The organism is Paenibacillus chondroitinus NBRC 15376 (assembly GCF_004000765.1).
Classification (GTDB): Bacteria; Bacillota; Bacilli; order Paenibacillales; family NBRC-103111; genus Paenibacillus_E; species Paenibacillus_E chondroitinus.
The window spans coordinates 21,715-42,664 of record NZ_BILW01000028.1; the positions used below are offsets into that span (position 1 = coordinate 21,715).

The window sequence follows — 20,950 nt, forward strand, 5'->3', positions numbered from 1 at the left end:
GTGCAACCCTTCTTCTTATTTGAGCTTAAATCGGCTGATCTGTTCCTGCAGGTTGACAGCCATGACGCTAAGTGATTCCGAGGAAGCGGAAATCTCCTCCATCGCCTGCAATTGCCCGCTCGAAAGCTTGGCAATGTCTTGAAGTTCCAGCAACGCTTGTTTCACCACGCCAGCCGTCTCTTGCGCAGAAGCCGCCACTTCCTCCGTCCCTGCCGATATCTCCTCGGAGGCCGCCGAAACCTCCTGAATTTGATCATTTACACTTTGAACGGAAGCTAAAATGGATTGGAAAACTTCGCCGGCTGCCTGAACAAGCACCGAACCTTTCTCCACTTCCGACAGTCCACCGCGCATGGAACCGGATGCCTCTTTGGTTGCCGCAATCGTTTCGCTGATAATCGCGGTTATATCCACAGTTGCTCTGCTGGTCTGCTCCGCAAGCTTTTTCACCTCGCTCGCAACGACGGCAAAACCTCGGCCATGCTCGCCAGCTCTTGCGGCTTCGATCGACGCATTCAGGGCCAAGAGGTTCGTTTGCGAGGCAATGCCCGAAATAAATCCGGCAATTTGGCGAATTTGCTCCGATTTCTCCTCTAAGCCGAGTACCAGGCCCGCCGTATGCTCTACGACGTGGCAGACCTCGTTCATTTGAGCAACCGCCTGCACGATTTCGACATTCCCTCTGCCTGCTTGCTCGACAACACTCTGCACGGTTTCCGATACGTCTGTTGACGATTCGGCAATTTTTTGCACGCCGGTCGACATCTCATTCATAGCTGTCGAAATTTGTTCAGAGGCTTGATAATTTGCCTCTGAGCCGCCGACCACTTGCTTCACGGCAAGTGTGATATGTTCAGACGATTTCGTCGACTCGTAAGCGATCGCTGTCAGTTCTTCAGAGGATGCGGCTGTATGGGAGACGGCTTCCGATATGTTGCCAATGATCTCCGAGAAGGAAGAGAGCATGCCATTTATGTTTTTCCGCATAGAGGCAATCTCGTCTTCGCCGCGGTCGGGCAACCTTCCGGATAAGTCCCCCATGCCGACTTGCTGCATCAGCGTCGAGATCGCCGTGATAGGCCGGACGATCGCTCTAGAAACGACAATAGCCAGCAGAATCACGAGAACAGCAGCAATGACCAGCATAGTGACCGCATTTTTCTGAAGCAGATTAACCTTCTGATACACTTCGGACTGCTCAGCGGTCAGCATTAGCTTCCAACCCGTTGCCTCAATCGTTTGATAAGCGGCCGACTTCAAAGTCCCGTCCGGTTCTTTGTATAAAATATATCCGCTTTTATCCTTAAATACGGTGTTCTTGTAAAGCTCCAGCTTCTCAGGGGTCGATGACTCCTCAAGCCTTTGTCCGGTTTTATTCGGATGAACGAGATACATGCCGCTCGGAGAGAGCAAATAACCGTAACCTGTCTCACCGAATTTGGTATGGTTTATAAAGGACATGATTTGTTCAGGAACGAGAAACACCTGCACGATACCGCGGAATTCACCTTTAGCATCGACGAGCGGGAGATCGATAATTATAATATTTTTCCCACTGCTTGCCTCAGTTCTGATATCGGAGACCGCCAGCTTTTTATTCGCGGCCGCTTTCTTGTAATTGTCGAAATTCGTCACGTCTGCCTTACCGCCACTTGTGTCTGTCGAGAACCCTTGCGGGTCAACATACGCCAATTTATAAATCTCAGGATCACTCTCCGCCATGATCTGGAGTACTGGCAGGATCGTGCTCGTTTTGGCATTCATGAACTCCGGATGCGCTTTGACAACGGATTGGATGGCCGTAATTTTCCCATTCAGCCAACCGTTCATTTCGTTCGAACTTAGCTCCGCGAGACGAATTTGCTTATCTTTTGTCTCCGTTTCCATGAAGGAAGCGGACTGTCTTGTAAGAATGAACGAAGAGACCAACAAGGGAATCAGCGAGACGGTGAGTAACAGCAGCAGCATTTTCACCTTAACCGACTTAGCTCCCAGTAAATTGCGTAAAATTGACATCTATTAAGCCCCTCTCCTTCAAGCCTGATTTTCTTCATCCGAAAATGGCATTCGCTCCGAAATTTCGTCATACCACGACAAAAAACCTCTTTATTTCGACACAATATGACAAGAATCACAGCAGGATATGCCTTGGATACCAGACATGCGCCACTTCCCCCAGACCAAAATAAAAACACCACCTCAGGAGCTATAACTCCCGAAGTGGTGCATCGCTATTTGCTAACTTCTAACGTTTATCGTTTACCCGGATCGTAAGGCTCACCAAGAGCCGATGGCGCTTTCGCCCTGCCTACTGCGCCTGCCAGAACCAAGATCGTTAACACATAAGGCAGCATGTAGAGGAACTCCTGTGGGATGTTCTTGGAGAAATCGAACAACCGCATGAAGTTGTTGAGCGCCTGCGCCATACCGAAGAACACGGCAGCGCCAAGTGCGCCAAACGGATGCCACTTGCCGAAGATCATCGCAGCCATCGCAATAAAGCCTTGGCCGGAAATCGTACTATGCGAGAAAGTACTTGTTGTCGTCAATGTAATGGTTGCGCCGCCAAGTCCACCAAGCAGACCGCTGATCAAAACAGCGATGTAACGCACGCGCTTAACCTTAATCCCAACGGTATCTGCGGCACTTGGGTGCTCACCGACGGAGCGAAGGCGCAGACCGAATGGTGTTTTGAACAGCACATAATACGTAACAGCAACGAGAATTAGAGCAATATAGGTTGTCGGATAAGCAGTAAAGAAAGCATATCCGATATAAGGAATTTTCGACAAAAGCGGAAACTCCCATTTTGAAAATACATCATTTAACGTTTCCGTTTGACCAGCGCCATTGAATAACACTTTAACCAGGAACAGCGTGACGCCGGCAGCCAAGAAGTTAATCACGACGCCGCTGATAACTTGATTCGCTTTAAAAGTAATAGTCGCTACTGCATGAATGAGCGCGAAGATAAGCGCAAACAGCATGGCCGTCAGCAAGCCGATCCACGGGGACCAAACCCCCATGTTTGCCTCTTCCGCATAATAAGCGCCAACCGCGGATGCGAAGGCTCCGGAAACCATAAGCCCTTCAATCCCGATATTCACCACGCCGGAGCGCTCCGAGAAAATACCGCCAAGAGCACCGAAAATCAGCGCTGTCGAGTATACGAGCGTTGTGTTAATAAGTTCACTGAATTTCGTGAAAAACGCGTTAAGCATTGTGAGCAGGTCCATGTTACGACGCCCTCTCTTTCTTGCGTTTGCTATAGAACGGGATGAGCACCCATTTGACGATGCCTTGTGTGGCTACGAAGAAAATCACCGAGCCGATAACGATGCGGATAATTTCCGGCGGCACGTCGGCCCCGAAGCTCATTCCCGCCGATCCGTAGGATAATCCGCCGAACAGCGCGGCCCCTAGGACAATCCCGAGCGGATTGTTAGCGCCCAGCAAGGATACTGCGATCCCATCAAAGCCGTAACCAGGCGAAGCTGCCGCAACGACCTGATAATGAAACACACCGAGTATTTCAAATACGCCGCCTAGACCGGCAAAAATACCCGAGATAAACATCGCTTTAACAATGTTGCGATTCACGTTCATGCCCGCATACTTCGCAGCATCAATATTATGGCCTACGGCACGCAGCTCGTAGCCTTGTCTTGTTTTCCAAAGAATAATATAGAAGACGATGGCCGCGAGGATCGCAATCACGGTACCCCAGTGAATCCTGGCATGGTTCATCAGCTCCGACAACCAAGTGATGCTAAGGGAAGCCGAGTCCTGAATCATATAGGAACGCTGCTGCTTCGGCTCCAATAGGAACGTATTCACGATATAGTTTGACAGGAATAACGCGATCCAATTGAGCATGATCGTCGTGATAACCTCGTTAACCCCGCGTTTGGCTTTCAAGTAACCCGCGATAGCTCCCCAGAGTCCGCCAATAAGCGCTCCAACGATAACAGCCAACGGCGCATGAATAATCCATGGAAGGCCTGTCACTTTCACACCGATAAAAGTAGCCCCCGTCATCCCCATGACGAACTGCCCCTCTGCTCCGATGTTAAATAGGCCTGTCCGGAATGCAAATGCAACGGATAACCCCGTCAAAATCAAAGGCGTAATCGCACGAATCGATTCCCCGATGTCATACGAATTTCCGAAAATGCGGGCAAATAATGCCCCGTAGGCAGCTATCGGATTATAGCCGCCTGCCAGCATGACGAGCGCTCCGAATAACAGCCCGAGCACAATCGCCACGATGGGATTCACCGCAGATTCACTTGTAAAAATACGAGCAACCTTATTCATGAGCCGCTCCTTTCCCTGTGCGCTTACTGCCAGCCATCAGAAGTCCGATCTCTTGATCGTTCGTCTCTTGCGGCAGTACTTCTCCCACAATCTGTCCTTCGTAGATAACGGCAATACGGTCCGATACGTTCATAATTTCATCCAACTCAAAAGAAATCAACAAAACCGCTTTGCCCTTGTTGCGCTGCTCGATCAGTTGACGATGCACGAATTCAATCGCTCCTACGTCCAATCCGCGCGTTGGCTGAGCAGCAATGAGCAGGTTCGGATTCTTGTGTATTTCCCTGGCAATAATTGCTTTCTGTTGGTTTCCTCCCGACAAAGAGCGAGCCTTATTGTATATGCTTGGCGTCCTTACGTCGAACTGCTTGATCAGCGCTTCCGCATGGCGGTCGATCGCCTCGTAGTTGAGGAAGCCCACTTTGTTATAGGCAGGATGGAAATAAGTTTCCAACACCATGTTCTCGCTCATGGAGAAATCAAGCACGAGTCCATGCTTATGCCTGTCCTCCGGGATATGCGACAAGCCTGCCTCCGAGATTTGTCTCGGCGTATGGTTCGTAATGTCGCTTCCAGTTAGCAGGACCTGCCCGCTATCAATAGACCGAAGCCCTGTCAGCGCCTCGATCAATTCACTTTGGCCATTGCCGTCTACACCGGCGATACCCAGAATCTCTCCGGCTTTCACCTCGAAACTAAGCTCTTTCAATGCAGCCAGCCCTTGTTGATTTCGAACAACCAGGTCCTTAACTTGGAGGACGGTCTCCCCAAGCTTCACATCTTTTTTATCCACTTTAAAGGAGACATCGCGCCCGACCATTTTCTCAGCCAAAATTTGCGGATTCGCGTCTTTGCTTGCAATGGAACCGATCACTTTCCCGCGACGAATAATGGTTACGGTATCAGCAATCTCCATAATTTCTTTCAGCTTATGTGTAATGAGAATGATGGATTTGCCCTCTTTCACAAGATTGCGCATAATGACCATCAATTCGCTAATTTCTTGCGGCGTCAGTACAGCTGTTGGTTCGTCAAAAATGAGAATATCGGCGCCGCGATACAGCGTTTTCAATATTTCTACGCGCTGCTGCATGCCGACGGAAATATCTTCAATTCTTGCTTTTGGATCAACGCGAAGCCCATATTGCTCGGACAGCTTGCGCACTTTCTCTTGCGCTGATTTAATATCGACATTCAGCCCTTTTTTCGGCTCCATGCCCAAAATAATATTCTCCGTTACGGTAAACGGCTGTACAAGCTTAAAATGCTGATGCACCATCCCGATGCCCAACTCAATCGCCCGATTCGGGCTATCAATGGAAACCTCTTTGCCTTGCACTTTTATAAAACCCTCGTCCGGTTGATACAGTCCGAACAAAATATTCATCAATGTGGATTTACCTGCACCATTTTCGCCCAGCAAGGCATGGATTTCACCCTTCATCAGCTTCAAGCTGATCGCATCATTCGCCACGATGCCCGGAAACCTCTTCGTAATGTTGTTAAGTTCAACAACTGGGACTACTTCACTCATCAGATCACCCTAAGGATCAATTTTTTTTAAAACCCTCAAAACTAAGAACAAGGCTAGTTATTGTAACTAGCCTTGTTTGAACAAAAGCAAACCTGTCGTTCGTAACCGCTGTACCTATTATACCCGTATTATGGTTTTTCTGGGACTTTAATTTCGCCGCTGATGATTTTCGCTTTGTACTCGTCAACTTTTTTCAAAATATCCGCAGTTACGTTTTTCTTGGAAGTTTCTGGAAGACCTACACCGTCATCTTTCAGACCGAGTGTAACGTTTTTGCCACCTTGGAATTTGTTGTCGATAACGTCTTTGGAAACACGAGCAACCGCGTTGTCAACACGTTTCAACATGGAAGTCAGTGTCACTTCATCGCCGAACTCCAGGGATTGGTCTTTATCTACACCGATAACCCAAACTTTTTTACCGCTTTTCGCGCGGTCTTTTGCTTCGTTGAATACTCCGTTACCTGTGGAACCAGCCGCGTGGAAAATGATGTCCGCGCCATCGTTGTAGATGGTTGCTGCTGCTGCTTTACCAAGGTCAGGTTTGTCGAACGCACCTGTGTAGTTGATTTGAATTTTCGCATTAGGGTTAACTGCTTTCACGCCGGCTACGAAACCAGCCTCAAAACGTTTGATAACCGGGATGTCGATACCGCCAACGAAACCGATTTTGTTGGATTTTGTCGTAAGACCTGCAACCACACCTACAAGGTAAGAACCTTCTTGCTCGGAGAATGTTACGGATTCTACGTTTGGAGCTTCTACAACGTTATCAATAATCGCAAGTTTAGCATTCGGGTTTTGAGTTGCAACTGTTTTAAGCGCGTCACCCATCAAGAAGCCAATACCCCAAGTCAGGTTATAGCCGTCTTTTACGAATTGGTTCAAGTTCGGCGTGTAGTCTGCATCGCTTTTACTCTCTAGGTTCTTAACGTTTGCGCCAGTTGATTTTTTCAATTGTTGCAAACCTTCCCATGCGCTTTGGTTAAAAGATTTATCATTTACGCCGCCAATGTCTGTGACCATGCCGATTTTGAAATCTTTACCGCTGTTGTTGCTTGGCGCTGCGGATGCTGCGCTACTTGCTGCCGGTGAAGCGGAAGCGGCCGGTTTGGTTTCTTCTTTTTTGGCACCGCAACCTGTCAAAGCAACTGCGGACACAGTGACAGCCATTAACGCTGTTGTGAATACTTTTTTCATCATCTTTACCCCCAAAAATAAATTTAAAATTGTACCTTAAATCCCACATTCTAGGTTGACCAGAATCAGTTAAAATATGTATGTCTGATCATAGACCGAGTGTATCACTTTGGTACTTCAGTGAAAAGCAATCCTACGGCAAATGATCATAATTCGTGATGTTAACCAAGTTGACATGGTCTTTTTGTGTAGCCCCACAATATAGGTTTTAAGCCCCAATTATTTATTATACTACCGCTGGTCAATAAAATCTAGATGACCAATTTTAATTTTTTTTGGTCATCAATGTGAGGAATTGTCCCGAGGATAGTGGACTGCTGAACAGTTTTCCTTGCACCTCCGTACATTGCAGAAATTTCAGGTATTCGAATTGCTCTTCCGTTTCGACACCTTTCGCGATTAACTTCAATCCTAATCGGTGCGCCATCCGAACGATAGCAGCTGCAAGCAGTTGATTCTCGTCATCATCGACTAGGTCTCTGATCAGCGTGCTGTCCAGTTTCACACTATCCAGCGGCATACCTTCCATCCCGCTTCGCGTAAATAGGCCCGTACACAAGTCATCCATGGCAATGCGTACGCCTAGCCTTTTCAGCATCGTCAGCTTCTTGCTAGCTTCTTGCACGTTGGAAGACGTGATGCTTTCCGTAAGGTCCAGCTCGACCAGCCTGGGATCGATACCTGTTTCTTGCAGCACATCAGCTATATGTGCAATAAAATGATCATCTTTGAACTGCGAAGATTGAATGGTGAACGTCATTCTGAGCGGCTCTTGCCCAGCGTTCTGCCAGTCCCTCATCTGTCGGCATGCGGCCTGAAACGCCCACTTGCCAATAGGGACCATGAATCCCAGTTCATCGGCTGCCTTACGCCAATCCATCAGCTTGCTCAGCTGCTTAGACCCCTTCTCCCAGTGGAGGCTGACCTCTGTGCCGATAAGCTTACGGCCTGCGATTTCATATTGCGGCTGATACCGTAATTCGAACTGTTCCTGCTCCAGAGCCAAACGCAGCTCATTCTCCATGTGAGCTTTGCTCTTCACCATCGTATCAATATCTGAGGCATAAAATTGGAAGCGGCTGTTCTCATGGTTTTTGGCCTCGTACATCGCTTCATCCGCACGCTGAAGAAGCTGTTCGGGCTTAGTCCCATCGAGCGGATACAACGCAATCCCCATACTAGCGGTTATCGTAACGGTTTTCCCATCCAGGATAAAAGGTTCATCCAGCACATTTTGAATACGTATAGCCACTGCTCTGACGTCTTCCGGCTTGGTAAAAGATTCAAGCAAAATAATAAACTCGTCGCCGCCCTGCCGATACACCGTGTCCGAACCACGCAGACAGCCTAGCAATCTCTCCGCAGCCAAACGAATGAGCTGATCGCCAGAGGCATGGCCGTAGGAATCATTAACCTCTTTGAATCTGTCCATGTCGAGAAATACAACTGCCGCAAGCTGGTCGTAACGCTGAGCATGAAGAAGCACACGCTTTAAGCGGTCCTCGAACAGCCGTCGATTGGGCAATCCCGTTAAAGTATCATGGTAGGCCAAGTAAGCCAGCTGCTTACTCTTCTCCTCCTGTTCGATACTGCTAAGCCGCAGGTGACGGATGCGAATGGCATAAAAGAAGCAAATGAGTGCTTGAATGAGGACGAACAAGATCATCTTCGGGGTAAATGTAAAAGAAGCAGCAGCAAGTAGATTAGCCGTCAGCAGAAAGAAACCAAGGATGCCCACATAGCGCACCTCCTGATCTTTCATCTGTTGAATCCACTTTATAAAAAGGCTTCTCATTCGGGGGGAACCTCCATTCCGGTCATCAAAAAAGGCTATTCCATTTGGAATAGCCGTAGGCGTACCTGTATCGGTAAACTGCTCCTCTCGGCAGCCCAGCCGTCATCGTTGCGGCGGCAACCTAAGACCCGGAGCTTTGCGTCCTTACCTTTCGGCAAGTTTGCCTTTTACAATATTCAGGTAAACAAAGAAAAAGCAGGACTATTTAACTATATCATAATTTTTTCTACTCTGGCTATTTTTAGTTAAATTAGCAGATTGAAAAGTTTAGGATCTTTATTGATCTCAATGTAGTCATAGTCCTTGCGGGACAAACGCTCAATAAGGCCCTCATAATCATCTTTATTTTTCAACTCAATGCCGACTAGTGCTGGAGCATCATCCCGGTTATTCTTTTTCGTATACTCAAATCGGGTAATATCGTCGGTCGGCCCCAAAACTTCCTCCAGAAATTCACGCAAAGCGCCTGCACGCTGAGGGAAATTGAGGATGAAATAGTGTTTCAAGCCCTCGTACACAAGCGATCTTTCTTTGATTTGCTGCATCCGGTCGATGTCATTATTACCACCGCTGATGATGCAAACTACGTTTTTTCCGCGAATTTGATCCCGGTAAGCATCCAGCGCCGCAACAGGCAGAGCCCCTGCAGGCTCAATAACGATGGCGTTATTGTTGTAAAGCTCCAGAATCGTCGTACATTCCTTGCCTGAAGGGATAACAACGATATCGTCCAGCTTTTCTTTACAAATATCAAAAGTTAGCTCGCCTACCTGCTTCACGGCTGCACCGTCTACAAATTTCTCAATCGTAGACAAGGTCACGACTTTGCCTTGCTTGAGCGACTCCTGCATACTTGCAGCGCCCTCAGGCTCAACACCAATAATCTTGGTACGTGGAGAAACGCTGTCTACATAAGTCGCCACACCAGCGACAAGACCGCCGCCTCCGATGGTCGCAAAAATAAAGTCAGGTGTATCGGACATCTGATTCATAATTTCCAGACCGACAGTCCCTTGTCCCGCGATCGTGCGAATATCGTCAAAAGGGTGAATGAACACCTTGTTTTCTTTGGCGCAGTAAGCCTTGGCTTGATTAGAAGAATCATCGAAAGAATCCCCTGTCAGAATCACTTCTACAAAAGCTCCGCCAAATAACTTCACCTGCGAAATCTTTTGCCGTGGCGTCGTCGTTGGCATGAAGATTTTCCCTTCAATCCCTAACTGCTTACAGGAGTAAGCAACGCCTTGCGCGTGATTGCCGGCGCTTGCGCACACGACTCCCGCTTCGCGTTCTTCCGGCGTCAAGCTTTGGATCACATTGTACGCTCCGCGAATTTTAAAAGAACGAACGACCTGCATATCTTCACGTTTCAAATAAACGTTACATTCATACAAGGTAGAGAGCAGCTCATTGCGTTGCAGAGGCGATGGTTCGATCACCTTGCTGAGCACATGATTGGCCCTAATAATTTCTTCCAAACCTACTTTTCCGGAAACAACCATTTTCTCTTACTTCCTTTCTCTCCAATATGCGTAATAAATTTTAAAGATTATTGTAGCATACTGAGGAGCGCCTGTAAGAAAATATTATTGGAACATTTTATGAATGCTGATGTTTCACTCCAAAATCTGGCGGGTATTAACTAGCAAGATACTTTATAAGGGAGTGATTGCTATGTCGACACAGCCACGTAATATTGAGATTGAAGAACGCCATGTGGAGAAAAAATCGGATTCCAGCTTAGTAGCCTCCACCTTCATCAAGTATGCTGCTTACATTATTATCATCTTCGGTGTTCTATATTTCTTAGTTCACTATGTATTTCCAAAGTTTTAGAACATGAATAAGCACGTGAAGAAAGGGCTATCTTGCGGGTCTATGACCTGTAAGATAGCCTTTTTTTCAGTGTACCAGGTAATGATTGCGCTAATCTCGCACCATTGGGGAACTGGGGTCCTCTATTTTCGACAAAACGCTGCTTTCTCTGGTCATGGGGAACTACGGTCCTTTATTTAGCCCATATCACGTTAAAATTGAGCGTTTGGGAACAAATAAAACCCTGTAGTTCCCCTCAGACCTTGAAATCAGCACATTCCGCTCAAATAGTGCCCTGTAGTTCCCTCCCAACGTGCGCGAATCCTGGGTAGGCGTGCTTAGCCGGCACATGGCAGCAGCCGCCCCCTCTTCACACTGAGGTGACACTATGCCTTTCACCCCGGCTTCGCACTGCTCACGCCGACTTCTTGCCCGCTTCCTAGTAATAGTAACGTGGCTGGTCCTGCAGCTCCGCCCGTTTCTGCAAGAACCGGTAAAATGCGCTTGCTGCTTGGGCCTTTGACACTTCTTGCTGCGGCGCAAACTTGCCATCGTTAAGGGACATAATGTTAAGCCCTACCACAATCGCAGCGGTACCTACTTGCTTAACTTCAGCGGCATCCGCGAATTGGCTGTTGAACACGCCGTCGAATTTCGCCAGGTTTTTGTACCCAAGTGCCTTAACGATCAATTGAGCCATCTCTTCGCGACTTAGTGTAGCCTCTGGGTTGAAATCAGCGCCAACGTCCAACAAACCGCGGTCAACCGCATTTTCGACATAGGCAAAATAAGGGGAAGCGTTGCTCACATCCGCAAAGGAGGCTTTGCGTTCCGCTCCGTAATAGATGCCGCCGTTCCCGCCATTCATCGCGATAACCAGCATTTTGACCAGCTCGCCCCGCTTAATCAATTGATCAGGATTAACCTTGCCATCCTGCACATCAAGTGCTTGATAGTCCAGCATCAGCTGAAGCTCGTTCTTAGCCCAGTGATTGTCGATGTCGCTAACGACCACTTTATCCAGGGACATAACCTCACCTGTTTGGCTGTTTCTCCATTTTCCAGTTTGCGCGTCAAGCAGGAAGGATTCTCGGTTGAACTTTGGAATAAGCGTGTAGACAAGCTTAGCTTCTAATTTCTCATTTGCGTTGGTGACTGCTGCAGTTGGAGGAATTTCTCCCGCAGCGATCATCAGGTTGTATTTCTCGATAGGCATAACGCCATTGGATCCGCCATATTCGAGCACATAGTTCAGTTTAATGTCGAACTGGGAAAGCCACAGCTCCTTCGCCTTATCGAGCGCCAGAATCTCCGGTTTTTGCTTCGGATAAGGCATGTCGCTGAGCCCAAATTGATAGTTCATAATTTGGCCCGTCACGCGATCGATGCTGATTGTTACACCCTCACCACCTGCGCTAACACCATCAATGACGCGATTAAAGCGAATATCCCAATTCCGCATATGCTTCAGCTGCTCTTCCGAGTAATCCTTGGCGGATGGCTGGCTGAGCACCAACTGGTCCGTGTAGGAAGGAATCTGCGTTTTCACGAAATCTACGCTTTTGGCTACAGCATTCTCTAAGGAAACCTTACCTTCAATGTCCTTATTGTTATCAGGGCTGTAAGGCACATAGCTGTTAAAATTGGTGATTTCTCCGGTTTTGCTGTTTACATTGGCCCAGACTCCGCTTCCGGCTATCTTGCCAGTCGGGTCCTTCTCAGAAACGGTGTTCCAGCTTAAATTCCAATTCGAGTTGGTTTCCCCGGTTTCAGGGTTCGTCCCTTCATTGTAGGTAGCCTCTTGGAGCTTGTAGTCCGAGGAAAGATTGAACACCGTAATAACTTTCTTCACGGCTTCCTCCTTCGTCAGGTTCAAAGCAGCCGATGGACGTTCAGCCAGCGGTTTGTCCGTTAAAGGCTTGGAATCCTCCGTATGCGGAACCGGGTTCCACACTTCTCCGGTTAGCGCATTCAGCGAAAACGCTCCCATCATGTAAGAAATAATCGGTAGTTTCTTGCCTTTAGTACCATATGGAATCTGATAGAGCAGCGAGAGATCTGCTTTATCGCGGAACAATTGAGCAGCTTTTTCTTTCGTAACAGGCCCGGTATTCGCTTGAAAAGTAACGTCATCAGACCAATTGTAATTATAATTCGTTACTTGACCGTCGCCATTCACACTGACCGAGATACCATTCGCAGTAAAAGGTACACCGTCAACCGAACGATCGAAGCGGATGTTGTACTGATAATTCCCGTTCAACGGTGTGCGGAACGCTTTCTCTTCCGAATCGTCGTAAAGCAGCTCTTTCTGCTTGTCTGGATTCACTTTAGCAATAAAGGCGGAAGCGACATCTTTGGCTGCAGCGAAGTCAACCTTCGGCGGATACGCTGGTTTATGATCCGGATCACTGTCATTCATTGAATAAGCCGTCAGCGTTCCATCCAGGCCATTAATCGATACGTTCAAATAACCGTAGGTCTGATCTTTTACTTTTTTCACATAATTAATGTTCCACGTAGGGATATTTCTGCCATTCATGCCATAGTAAGCATTTAAGCTAATCGATTGGAAGGTGAAGCCTTCAGGCAGCGTTATATACGCTTTGGCCCGCTCTATCGCCTGTTCTTTCGTAATTTTGGCATCTAACATCTTGCTGTCGATGACGCCGGGATAGGCAGGCACTGCAATGGTCTTGCTGTCTACACTTACTTCACTGGCCCAAACGGCTGGAGCAGCCGTGAGCAGCAAACTTGAAGCTAGCACCAACGTTCCTGCTTGTTTGACTAATTTCAAAGTCCTCTTCCTCCTTTGGGAAATAAAAATTGCCATAATAATCCTTGACGCTGAAGAGGAGGAAAAAGTTGCTTTAAACATACAAAAGTTTAAAAATAAAAAACACATCTCCAAGCCCCCTTCAAAGAGGCATGAACATGTGCTGCTGTTTTAATTGCCGTTAGGCATCTTGCTCGTTTTGGCGTTTTCTTGGCTAAGGGTGTGCATGAGATCTTTCATTTCACCTTGCGTCAAATCGCGCCATTTGCCTACCTTTAAGCTCCCCAGATGAATATGCATAATCCGAACGCGCTGCAGGCGCACCACCCGATAACCGAACGCTTCGCACATACGACGAATTTGCCGATTAAGCCCCTGAGTCAGGATGATGCGAAAAACACGATCGCCCACCGGATAAATTTCACATGGCTTCGTTACCGTGCCCAGAATGCGCACTCCGCTAGCCATCCCCTTAAGAAACATCGGCGTAATTGACTTGTTCACCGTCACGATGTACTCTTTGTCATGATTATTTTCTGCGCGCAAAATCTGGTTCACAATGTCTCCGTTATTCGTTAAAAGAATGAGACCTTCCGAGTCCTTATCCAGTCTGCCGATCGGGAAAATACGTTCCGAATGCCCAACAAAATCAACAATGTTGCCTCTTATATGAGCTTCCGTCGTACTGGTGATTCCTACTGGTTTATTGAGCGCAATATAGACATGCTCCTTCTTCTCGCCAATCGGTTTGCCATCGATTCGAACTTCATCGCCTGGACCTACAACGCTTCCAAGCCCGGCAACCTCGCCGTTGATCGTAACACGCTTCGCTTCTACCCACTTGTCCGCTTCCCGCCTGGAGCAAACCCCTGTCTCGCTAATAAATTTATTGATTCTCATGCTTGGGAAATCCCTTCTATGCCGTAATCCTATTTTTCTGATATCCCCTATTATGATGGATTCCCCAAGTTCGTTCAAGTCAGGTGTCATATGGCAAAAAGAAAAAGAAAAAGAAAATCGCCCTCCATCCTGTGAACGGGAACGATCTACCAGTGATCTATTTTTTCGGCATAGCGCGAACGCTACGTACCAATTTGCGTTGTGCCACCGTCAATGGCCGCGTATAAGCATAGTTGCCTTTCGGCGCAGGGTTAATGGCCGCACCGCTTTTGAAAGTGCCTGTTCCCGCAAGAACGGCTACCCGAATATTGAATGTATTCATTACGCTAGCAATCGGTGTCGAGATAGAACGAGGACCGCTACCTGCGAAGTTCAAAGCCGCTGCAAATTGTCCTCTCATCCATACAGACCCGGAGTCGCCAGGCAAAGAGATGTTCGTAGGAGCCGTGAGGATCGTCTGATTGCGGAACTGCAGCGTAGCGCCCCCCAACTCAGGATAAGGTCCGATATTAATTTGTACGCCGATACTCTCCACCGTGCCGATAACAAACCCTGTGGTACGTCCTGATTTAAAGAAACGGTCTCCCACACGGTAGCTGAGCAAATGACCTTGCGGATTCACGAATTGCCCTGTATTACTGACCAAATATCTCGGGGTGAGCAAGCTGTTGTTAAAAGGTATGGCCGTTGCAGCATCCATGAAGTTCGGTCCTGTTAGATTAAAAGGAACAAACCGGAATGCCGTACCGACACGATCTGTTACATTGACGCCACCGTCCAGGTTCCCCGGTTGAACAATATTCGCGCCGAATCTGTTCGCTTCAATAAGCACATGGTTGTTGCTCAACATCAACAGTTGGCCATTCTGGATTACGATTAGACCGCAAGTCCCTGTTCCCCGATTCTCTCGGCCAATGCTAACGCCGCCCGGAACGGGACGATGTTTGCCGCGGAATTGCGTGGCTCTGAAACGTTTCACCGGAGGTTTCACAGACCGTGACATCTTTTTCGGTGCCGCTACAGAATTGGGTCTGAAGGGAGCTCCGGCAATATAGCGGACGGGGATGCTAGTGCCGACAACCTTTGCGATGTTTTTACCGATGGCTGTCGTAACCGCGCCTTTGCGCGTGTACACGATGATCGCCGCACCGCTTCCAGGTTTATCGGGGTCGGCATATCCCACACCGGTACCCAAAACACCCGGCATTTGCAGTGTTGCGAAAAGCCTGTCATTTTGCCTTAAAGCCTCATAAAAAGTCGCCATGTGCATTCTCCTTTGTAAGGGGATGCATTCAACTTATGCTAGCCTGTGTGAGTTAGTCTCCTCTACTAACCTATCTTTAAATAAATAGATGAATCACTCTGAGACGCTTGTACCAAGAGCATTTCTCTAACCTAAACAAGAAGCGTATAATAGAATTCACAACGTTTGAAACATGGGGGCTTGTTATGCATTTTCTACTATTAGGCGCTACAGGAAGGGTCGGAACTCGCGTTTTGGAGCGAGCTTTGGCAGATAATCATAAAGTAACTGCATTGGTACGCAATCCGCAAAAGATCAACCAGCGCTCTGAACAGCTTACCTTGCTGCAAGGTGACGCCTGCCATCCCTATGACATTCGTCGCTCCTTGGAGAGCGTAGACGTTGTCATCAGCTGCCTCAATACCGATGGCGGTACGGTACTGACGGAGTCTACGCCTCTTCTCATCGAAGCCATGAAGGCGCAAGGCGTAAGCCGGGTCGTCACCATCGGCACAGCCGGCATCCTGCAAAGTCAAGAGCACCCCGGCCTGCTGCGCTACGAGACGCCGGACACCAGGCGCTCCTCTACGCGAGCCGCCGAGGAGCATCGCAAGGCCTGGGAGCTGCTGCAAGCCTCCAGCCTCTCTTGGACGGTCGTCTGTCCAACCTACCTGCCAGACGGCGAGGCGCTCGGCACCTACCGTGTCGCGCGCGATTTCCTGCCGGAGGATGGCAAGTCGATCTCCGTGGGCGATACGGCGGCTTTTACCTACAGCGTTGCGTGTTCGCAAGAGTATGTTGGCTGCCGCGTAGGATTGGCCTACTAATGGAAAAGAGGCTTTCCCAAAGTCATCCAATGACCAAGGGAGAGCCTCTTTTTGCCTTTTAATAACGTTATCTTCTTTCTTTGGCCAAAGCAGCAATATTCAGCCATGAGATCACGATACCGACAACGCGGAACACGTACCCCGCAACCGGGATAAAGCTCAAAAACGCCATAATGATGTTAATGACTGTCTTGGTCGTCGTTCCATTATGGGTGAGGATCGCAAAGACCAAGTTCACAAACACGAGCGGAATTACCCAAGTGTACGACCACAGGTAAACAAATGGGATCAAGCCTAGCAAATAACCCACAGCGATCGCGATTTCAGACAGCAGCTGAAGCAAATTCAGTAATCGAAGTGTATCTGGACGCATACAACCCCTCCATTTCAGTGAGGAAATGATTTATTGCTGTTATTGTAGCATAGGCGGCACAAAAAAACCGCCTAGGCAGCATGGCCTGACGGTTTTTTCTCGATTGCGCCTGAAAAGCCGCCTACAAACCGCTCCGCACTTCGTCCTCGTCGGCGGCTGCCGTCTCCGGATGTCCCTGCTGCAGCTGGTACATCTGGTAGTACCGCCCGAGGTGCGCCATCAGCTCCTCGTGGTTGCCGCGCTCGACGATTTCGCCATGGTCGAGCACCAGAATTTGGTCGGCGTTTTTGATCGTCGACAGCCTGTGGGCGATGATGAAGGTGGTCCGCCCCTTCGACAGCACCTCGAGCGCCGCCTGAATGACGGCCTCGGTCTCCGTGTCGATGGAGGCCGTCGCCTCATCGAGGATCAGGATCGCCGGGTCGAACGCCAGCGCCCGAGCGAAAGAGATCAGCTGCCGCTGCCCGGCCGACAGCGTGCTGCCCTTCTCGATCACGGGCTCGTCGATACCGTGCGGCAGGCTTTCAAACATAGCCGCTGCGCCGACCTCACGCAGCGCCGCCTCGACCCGTTCCCGGGTGATGGACGGATCATCCAACGAAACGTTGGATGCGATCGTCCCTGTGAACAGGAACGGATCCTGCAGGACGATGCCCATATGCTGCCTAAGCAGCTGTTTGGGCATCTCGCGTACATCGCGGCCGTCAACCGTGATACGGCCCTTGTTCACATCGTAGAAGCGGAACAGCAAATTCAAGATCGAGCTTTTGCCTGAGCCGGTGTGCCCGACAAGCGCAACGGTCTGCCCTTGTTTGGCCTCGAACGTGATGTCCTTCAACACGTCTTCGCCTTCTTTGTAAGCAAAACGAACATGCTCGAACTTCACGTTGCCCAGATAACGCTCCGATTTCTCAGTCGCCACAGGAATGCCCTGCTCATCCAGAAGTTCAAATACTCGATCGGCCGATACAATGGCTCGTTCCAGGTTGGGAAGCTGATTCACGATCCCCACCATGGGGTGGAACATCCGGTTCAAGTAATCAACGAATGCGTATAGCACACCAACCGTAATTAACGAATGTAAGGAGCTTCCCCCGACGTACCAGATGAGACCGAAAAAGAACAAATTCCGCACAACGTTCATCAGGTTATGGGAGGTCAGCGAGTTCAGGCTGAGCAATTTATTTTGATAATGCGTGTATTCCTCGTTCAATTGCTCGAATTCTTCTGTCGTTTCCTTTTGTCTGCGGAAAGCTTGAATGATCGTCATGCCTTGAATCGCCTCATTGATCATCCCGTTGATGGAACCGATCCGTTCACGAATCTCATGATTGTAGTGAGAGGCATATTTACGGTAAACGATAATCCACACATAAAGCAGAGGAAGCACCGGCAGCGTGAATAAAGCCAAACGATAGTCTAATATGAACAACGCTACAATAATACCAACAATATAAATCGTCCCTGTAAAAAAGTTCGCCAACACCTGAACGTACAGGTCTTTGACAGACTCCGTATCGTTCGTAATTCGTGAAACAATTTTACCTGCAGGCTGATTGTCAAAATAATTGATCGGCAGCCGCTGGATTTGCGCGAACACATCGCTCCGCATGCGCTGAATGATCCGATTCGCCGCGGACTGCAGGAGATATCGCTGACCGTAGGTAAAACCGGCGCCAATGAGAATTAACACGAAGTAGACACCGGCCAGCTTCATCAAACTGACAAATTCAGGCTCGTAAAACGTGTAAAGTTCCTGCATGCTGAGCTTTCTAGCCGGATACTCCGCTTGGTCTGCGCCCTGCGTAATCGTCAACTTCCCCTCTTCCGTCAACTTGCGGACGCCGTCAAAGACAAGCGGTTGATCCACCCATACAAACTGGGTGCCCACCTGGAGAATCCGAATTTCATGCCCCTTCGGCTCCCCTTCCGCGAAATGATCGCTCCGTTTATAGAAGCCTCCGTTCATCGGAACTGCATTCTCGGTTTTCGTTGCCGACGTAGTCTCGAACCACGGCTTCTCAATACCGAGAATGTGCGTGTCGATCATCTTCTTGGCGATGAAGGGACCTGCCAGCTCCGTCGCAACGGCGACAGATAAGCATAGCAGCGCAATTAGCAGAGGTTTTTTAAACAATGCCGCATATTGAAATAATCGCTTACTTGTTTGTTTCATTAGGATTTTCACCTTCTTTTCATGAGATCATCGATTTGTCCGTTCAGCCAACCTGCTGCTCTTCTAATTGCTGACGGTCATACTGTTCTTTATACCAGCCACCGAGCGCCAGAAGTTCCTCATGCGTACCTTCTTCCACGATGTACCCTTCATCGAGCACGAGAATCCGATCGGCATGTTGAACCGCAGACAGGCGGTGCGTTGTGATTAGCGTTGTTTTGCCGGCGCGCTCGGAGCGAATCCCGCGGATGATTTCGGCCTCTGTCTTGGCATCCACGGCAGAAAGCGCGTCATCCAGCATGAGAATTTCCGGATCCACATAAAGCGCCCGCGCGATGGATACGCGCTGCTTCTGACCCCCGGATAAAGCCACGCCTTTCTCGCCAACCATGGTTTCCAAACCTTCCGGCAGGAACTCCACGTCCTTACGGAAAGCGGCCAGTTCAAGCGCTTGAATAAGCTGCTCCTCCGTGCCTTGGCTGGCGCCGAACTTAATGTTTTCCTTCACCGTTTTGGAGAAAAGAATCGGCTCCTGCGGCACATACCCGATCCATCCGTGTACGGTGTCGATCGTCAACTGCTCTATCGGCGTATCGGAAATAGCGATTGTGCCTTTGCCGGGCGGATATTCGCGCAGCAGTTGTTTGAGCAGCGTCGTTTTGCCGCTTCCGGTCCGCCCTACAATGCCTAGCGTCTGTCCTCGCTTGAGCTCAAAAGAGATATTAACGAGATTGTCGATAGAAGATGACGGATAGCGGAAGGTGACGGCCTGGAAGCTAATCGAATTAGGCAGCAGCATGGTTGTTGCATTCGGTTCGTCCGTGACGTCCGGTTTGTAGCCAAGGGTCTCATTCACCCGATCCAAAGAGGCATTGCCGCGCTGCATGATGTTCATGAGCTCCCCGATGGCGAACATCGGCCATATCAACATGCCGAGGAACGTATTGAAGGAAACGAGTTCCCCAAGTGTCAATTCACTATGAAACACCATGTAACCGCCGTAACATAATCCAATTAAATATGAGATGCCGACAAGGATTTTGACCGTTGGTTCGAACAGAGCATCGATAAGTGCAACCGCAATATTTTTACGAAAAACATCGTCTGTCATCGTTTTAAAATTTTGTTCACTAGCCTTTTCCTGTACAAAAGCACGTATGACGCGCACGCCGGCGATCGTTTCAAGCACCCGGTCATTCATTTGGCCGAAAGCATCCTGAGCGAGAATGAATCTCTCGTGAATTCGCCCGCCATAAATGGTGATCGCGGCAGCCATGAAAGGCAGCGGAAGGATTGAAGCAAGCGTCAGCTTCCAGCTAATGAAGAAGCCCATCATGCTCAGAATCGTCAGCATAAACAACGTGGAGTCTACGAAGGTTAAAATCCCGAAGCCCGCTGTCGTCGACACCGCTTGGAGGTCGTTCGTAGCTCTAGCCATGAGATCGCCTGTGCGGTTGCGTTCATAGAAAGTTGGCGTCATGCGCAGCAGCTGCCTCATCAAGCGGGAGCGTAGCACGCGCTCTAGAACAAACGCACCTCCAAACAGCTGATACAGCCAAACATACGACAAGCCATAGCCGGCCACAATCAGCGTCCCCCAGAAGGCGAGCAGCTGGAACAGCTTGCTGCCTGTTAAAGTCCCCATGTGTATACCATCAATCGCATAGCCGATCAGCTTCGGAGGTATCACATCAATAATGCCGACGATAATGAGCAGCCCAATCGCCAGCGTATATCGCTTCCAATTCATGCGGAAGAACCAGCCTAATTTTTTCAATACGATAAACATTGCTTTCATCACTCCTTTGCTTTACTTATCCACGCAAAAAGGCACACCGCACGCAGCGATATGCCTTCTTAAAACAGAAAAGCGCTCGTTACGAACTTCTTCGTAACCCGCGCTTCTCTTCATTAGCGTATATGAAGGGGTTGCAGCAGCCGAACAAACACCATTAAGGCGTATCAGTATCAGCTAACAGGCGGGTTACTCCGTAT

At 49.0% G+C, this 20,950-nt stretch carries 15 protein-coding genes and 1 riboswitch; of the genes, 2 read left to right on the forward strand and 13 right to left on the reverse strand.

Annotated elements, in window-relative coordinates:
* Positions 1 to 15: 15 nt before the first annotated feature.
* The 7 genes from PCH02S_RS24840 to ilvA all read right to left on the reverse strand — a co-directional run bounded on the left by PCH02S_RS24840 (position 16) and on the right by ilvA (position 10,347).
* The gene (locus PCH02S_RS24840; protein ID WP_127456796.1) at positions 16 to 2,016 is read right to left on the reverse strand and encodes a methyl-accepting chemotaxis protein; all 2,001 of its coding nucleotides are present in this window, start codon (positions 2,014 to 2,016) and stop codon (positions 16 to 18) included.
* A gap of 236 nt (positions 2,017 to 2,252) precedes the next feature.
* Positions 2,253 to 3,236 (reverse strand): ABC transporter permease, encoded by a 984-nt coding sequence (locus PCH02S_RS24845; RefSeq protein WP_127456797.1) that lies wholly within the window; start codon positions 3,234 to 3,236, stop codon positions 2,253 to 2,255.
* A gap of 1 nt (position 3,237) precedes the next feature.
* Positions 3,238 to 4,317, reverse strand: a complete 1,080-nt coding sequence (locus PCH02S_RS24850) for an ABC transporter permease (RefSeq protein WP_127456798.1) — start codon at positions 4,315 to 4,317, stop codon at positions 3,238 to 3,240.
* Complete coding sequence (locus PCH02S_RS24855) at positions 4,310 to 5,851, reverse strand: ABC transporter ATP-binding protein (RefSeq protein WP_127456799.1); 1,542 nt, start codon at positions 5,849 to 5,851, stop codon at positions 4,310 to 4,312. The genes PCH02S_RS24850 and PCH02S_RS24855 overlap by 8 nt, the downstream gene beginning before the upstream one ends.
* A 128-nt stretch (positions 5,852 to 5,979) precedes the next feature.
* A complete protein-coding gene (locus PCH02S_RS24860) occupies positions 5,980 to 7,050 on the reverse strand; it encodes a BMP family lipoprotein (protein ID WP_127456840.1) in 1,071 nt (356 codons plus the stop codon).
* Positions 7,051 to 7,315: 265 nt separating this feature from the next.
* On the reverse strand, positions 7,316 to 8,845 hold the full coding sequence (locus PCH02S_RS24865) for a putative bifunctional diguanylate cyclase/phosphodiesterase (RefSeq protein ID WP_127456800.1): 1,530 nt from the start codon (positions 8,843 to 8,845) through the stop codon (positions 7,316 to 7,318).
* Positions 8,846 to 8,931: 86 nt separating this feature from the next.
* Positions 8,932 to 9,020, reverse strand: a riboswitch (cyclic di-GMP riboswitch).
* Between the two features lie 70 nt (positions 9,021 to 9,090).
* Complete coding sequence (gene ilvA, locus PCH02S_RS24870; protein ID WP_127456801.1) at positions 9,091 to 10,347, reverse strand: threonine ammonia-lyase IlvA; 1,257 nt, start codon at positions 10,345 to 10,347, stop codon at positions 9,091 to 9,093.
* A gap of 172 nt (positions 10,348 to 10,519) precedes the next feature.
* Between ilvA and PCH02S_RS35880 the strand changes: the two genes are divergently transcribed.
* Entirely contained in the window at positions 10,520 to 10,681 is a 162-nt protein-coding gene (locus PCH02S_RS35880; protein WP_164819725.1) for a hypothetical protein, read from the forward strand.
* Positions 10,682 to 11,099: 418 nt separating this feature from the next.
* On the opposite strand, the gene PCH02S_RS24875 is transcribed toward PCH02S_RS35880, so the two are convergent.
* From PCH02S_RS24875 to PCH02S_RS24885, 3 genes are all read right to left on the reverse strand, one after another.
* Positions 11,100 to 13,457 carry an S-layer homology domain-containing protein gene (locus PCH02S_RS24875; RefSeq protein ID WP_164819726.1) on the reverse strand — a complete coding sequence of 786 codons (2,358 nt, stop codon included), beginning with the start codon at positions 13,455 to 13,457 and terminating at the stop codon, positions 11,100 to 11,102.
* A 150-nt stretch (positions 13,458 to 13,607) separates the two neighbouring features.
* On the reverse strand, positions 13,608 to 14,336 hold the full coding sequence (gene rluF / locus PCH02S_RS24880) for a 23S rRNA pseudouridine(2604) synthase RluF (RefSeq protein ID WP_127456803.1): 729 nt from the start codon (positions 14,334 to 14,336) through the stop codon (positions 13,608 to 13,610).
* 157 nt (positions 14,337 to 14,493) lie between these two features.
* Positions 14,494 to 15,600, reverse strand: coding sequence for a chymotrypsin family serine protease (locus PCH02S_RS24885; RefSeq protein WP_127456804.1), 1,107 nt, complete (start codon positions 15,598 to 15,600; stop codon positions 14,494 to 14,496).
* A 185-nt stretch (positions 15,601 to 15,785) separates the two neighbouring features.
* Between PCH02S_RS24885 and PCH02S_RS24890 the strand changes: the two genes are divergently transcribed.
* Positions 15,786 to 16,406 (forward strand): NAD(P)-dependent oxidoreductase, encoded by a 621-nt coding sequence (locus PCH02S_RS24890; RefSeq protein WP_127456805.1) that lies wholly within the window; start codon positions 15,786 to 15,788, stop codon positions 16,404 to 16,406.
* 67 nt (positions 16,407 to 16,473) lie between these two features.
* Here the strand turns inward: PCH02S_RS24890 and PCH02S_RS24895 are convergent, their stop codons facing one another.
* From PCH02S_RS24895 to PCH02S_RS24905, 3 genes are all read right to left on the reverse strand, one after another.
* Positions 16,474 to 16,779: a hypothetical protein gene (locus tag PCH02S_RS24895; RefSeq protein ID WP_127456806.1), complete on the reverse strand. Its 306-nt coding sequence runs from the start codon at positions 16,777 to 16,779 to the stop codon at positions 16,474 to 16,476.
* Between the two features lie 121 nt (positions 16,780 to 16,900).
* The gene (locus PCH02S_RS24900) at positions 16,901 to 18,955 is read right to left on the reverse strand and encodes an ABC transporter ATP-binding protein (protein ID WP_127456807.1); all 2,055 of its coding nucleotides are present in this window, start codon (positions 18,953 to 18,955) and stop codon (positions 16,901 to 16,903) included.
* A 43-nt stretch (positions 18,956 to 18,998) separates the two neighbouring features.
* Complete coding sequence (locus PCH02S_RS24905) at positions 18,999 to 20,744, reverse strand: ABC transporter ATP-binding protein (protein ID WP_127456808.1); 1,746 nt, start codon at positions 20,742 to 20,744, stop codon at positions 18,999 to 19,001.
* Between the last annotated feature and the right edge of the window lie 206 nt (positions 20,745 to 20,950).

Bases quoted from the DNA above. Each gene is read 5' to 3' on its own strand.
- PCH02S_RS24885 (WP_127456804.1), bottom strand. From the start codon at position 15,600: ATGGCGACTTTTTATGAGGCTTTAAGGCAAAATGACAGGCTTTTCGCA.
- PCH02S_RS24860 (WP_127456840.1), bottom strand. From the start codon at position 7,050: ATGAAAAAAGTATTCACAACAGCGTTAATGGCTGTCACTGTGTCCGCA.
- PCH02S_RS24895 (WP_127456806.1), bottom strand. From the start codon at position 16,779: ATGCGTCCAGATACACTTCGATTACTGAATTTGCTTCAGCTGCTGTCT.
- PCH02S_RS24845 (WP_127456797.1), bottom strand. From the start codon at position 3,236: ATGGACCTGCTCACAATGCTTAACGCGTTTTTCACGAAATTCAGTGAA.
- PCH02S_RS24900 (WP_127456807.1), bottom strand. From the start codon at position 18,955: ATGAAACAAACAAGTAAGCGATTATTTCAATATGCGGCATTGTTTAAA.
- PCH02S_RS24905 (WP_127456808.1), bottom strand. From the start codon at position 20,744: ATGTTTATCGTATTGAAAAAATTAGGCTGGTTCTTCCGCATGAATTGG.
- PCH02S_RS24855 (WP_127456799.1), bottom strand. From the start codon at position 5,851: ATGAGTGAAGTAGTCCCAGTTGTTGAACTTAACAACATTACGAAGAGG.
- PCH02S_RS24865 (WP_127456800.1), bottom strand. From the start codon at position 8,845: ATGAGAAGCCTTTTTATAAAGTGGATTCAACAGATGAAAGATCAGGAG.
- ilvA (WP_127456801.1), bottom strand. From the start codon at position 10,347: ATGGTTGTTTCCGGAAAAGTAGGTTTGGAAGAAATTATTAGGGCCAAT.
- PCH02S_RS24840 (WP_127456796.1), bottom strand. From the start codon at position 2,016: ATGTCAATTTTACGCAATTTACTGGGAGCTAAGTCGGTTAAGGTGAAA.
- PCH02S_RS35880 (WP_164819725.1), top strand. From the start codon at position 10,520: ATGTCGACACAGCCACGTAATATTGAGATTGAAGAACGCCATGTGGAG.
- PCH02S_RS24890 (WP_127456805.1), top strand. From the start codon at position 15,786: ATGCATTTTCTACTATTAGGCGCTACAGGAAGGGTCGGAACTCGCGTT.
- rluF (WP_127456803.1), bottom strand. From the start codon at position 14,336: ATGAGAATCAATAAATTTATTAGCGAGACAGGGGTTTGCTCCAGGCGG.
- PCH02S_RS24850 (WP_127456798.1), bottom strand. From the start codon at position 4,317: ATGAATAAGGTTGCTCGTATTTTTACAAGTGAATCTGCGGTGAATCCC.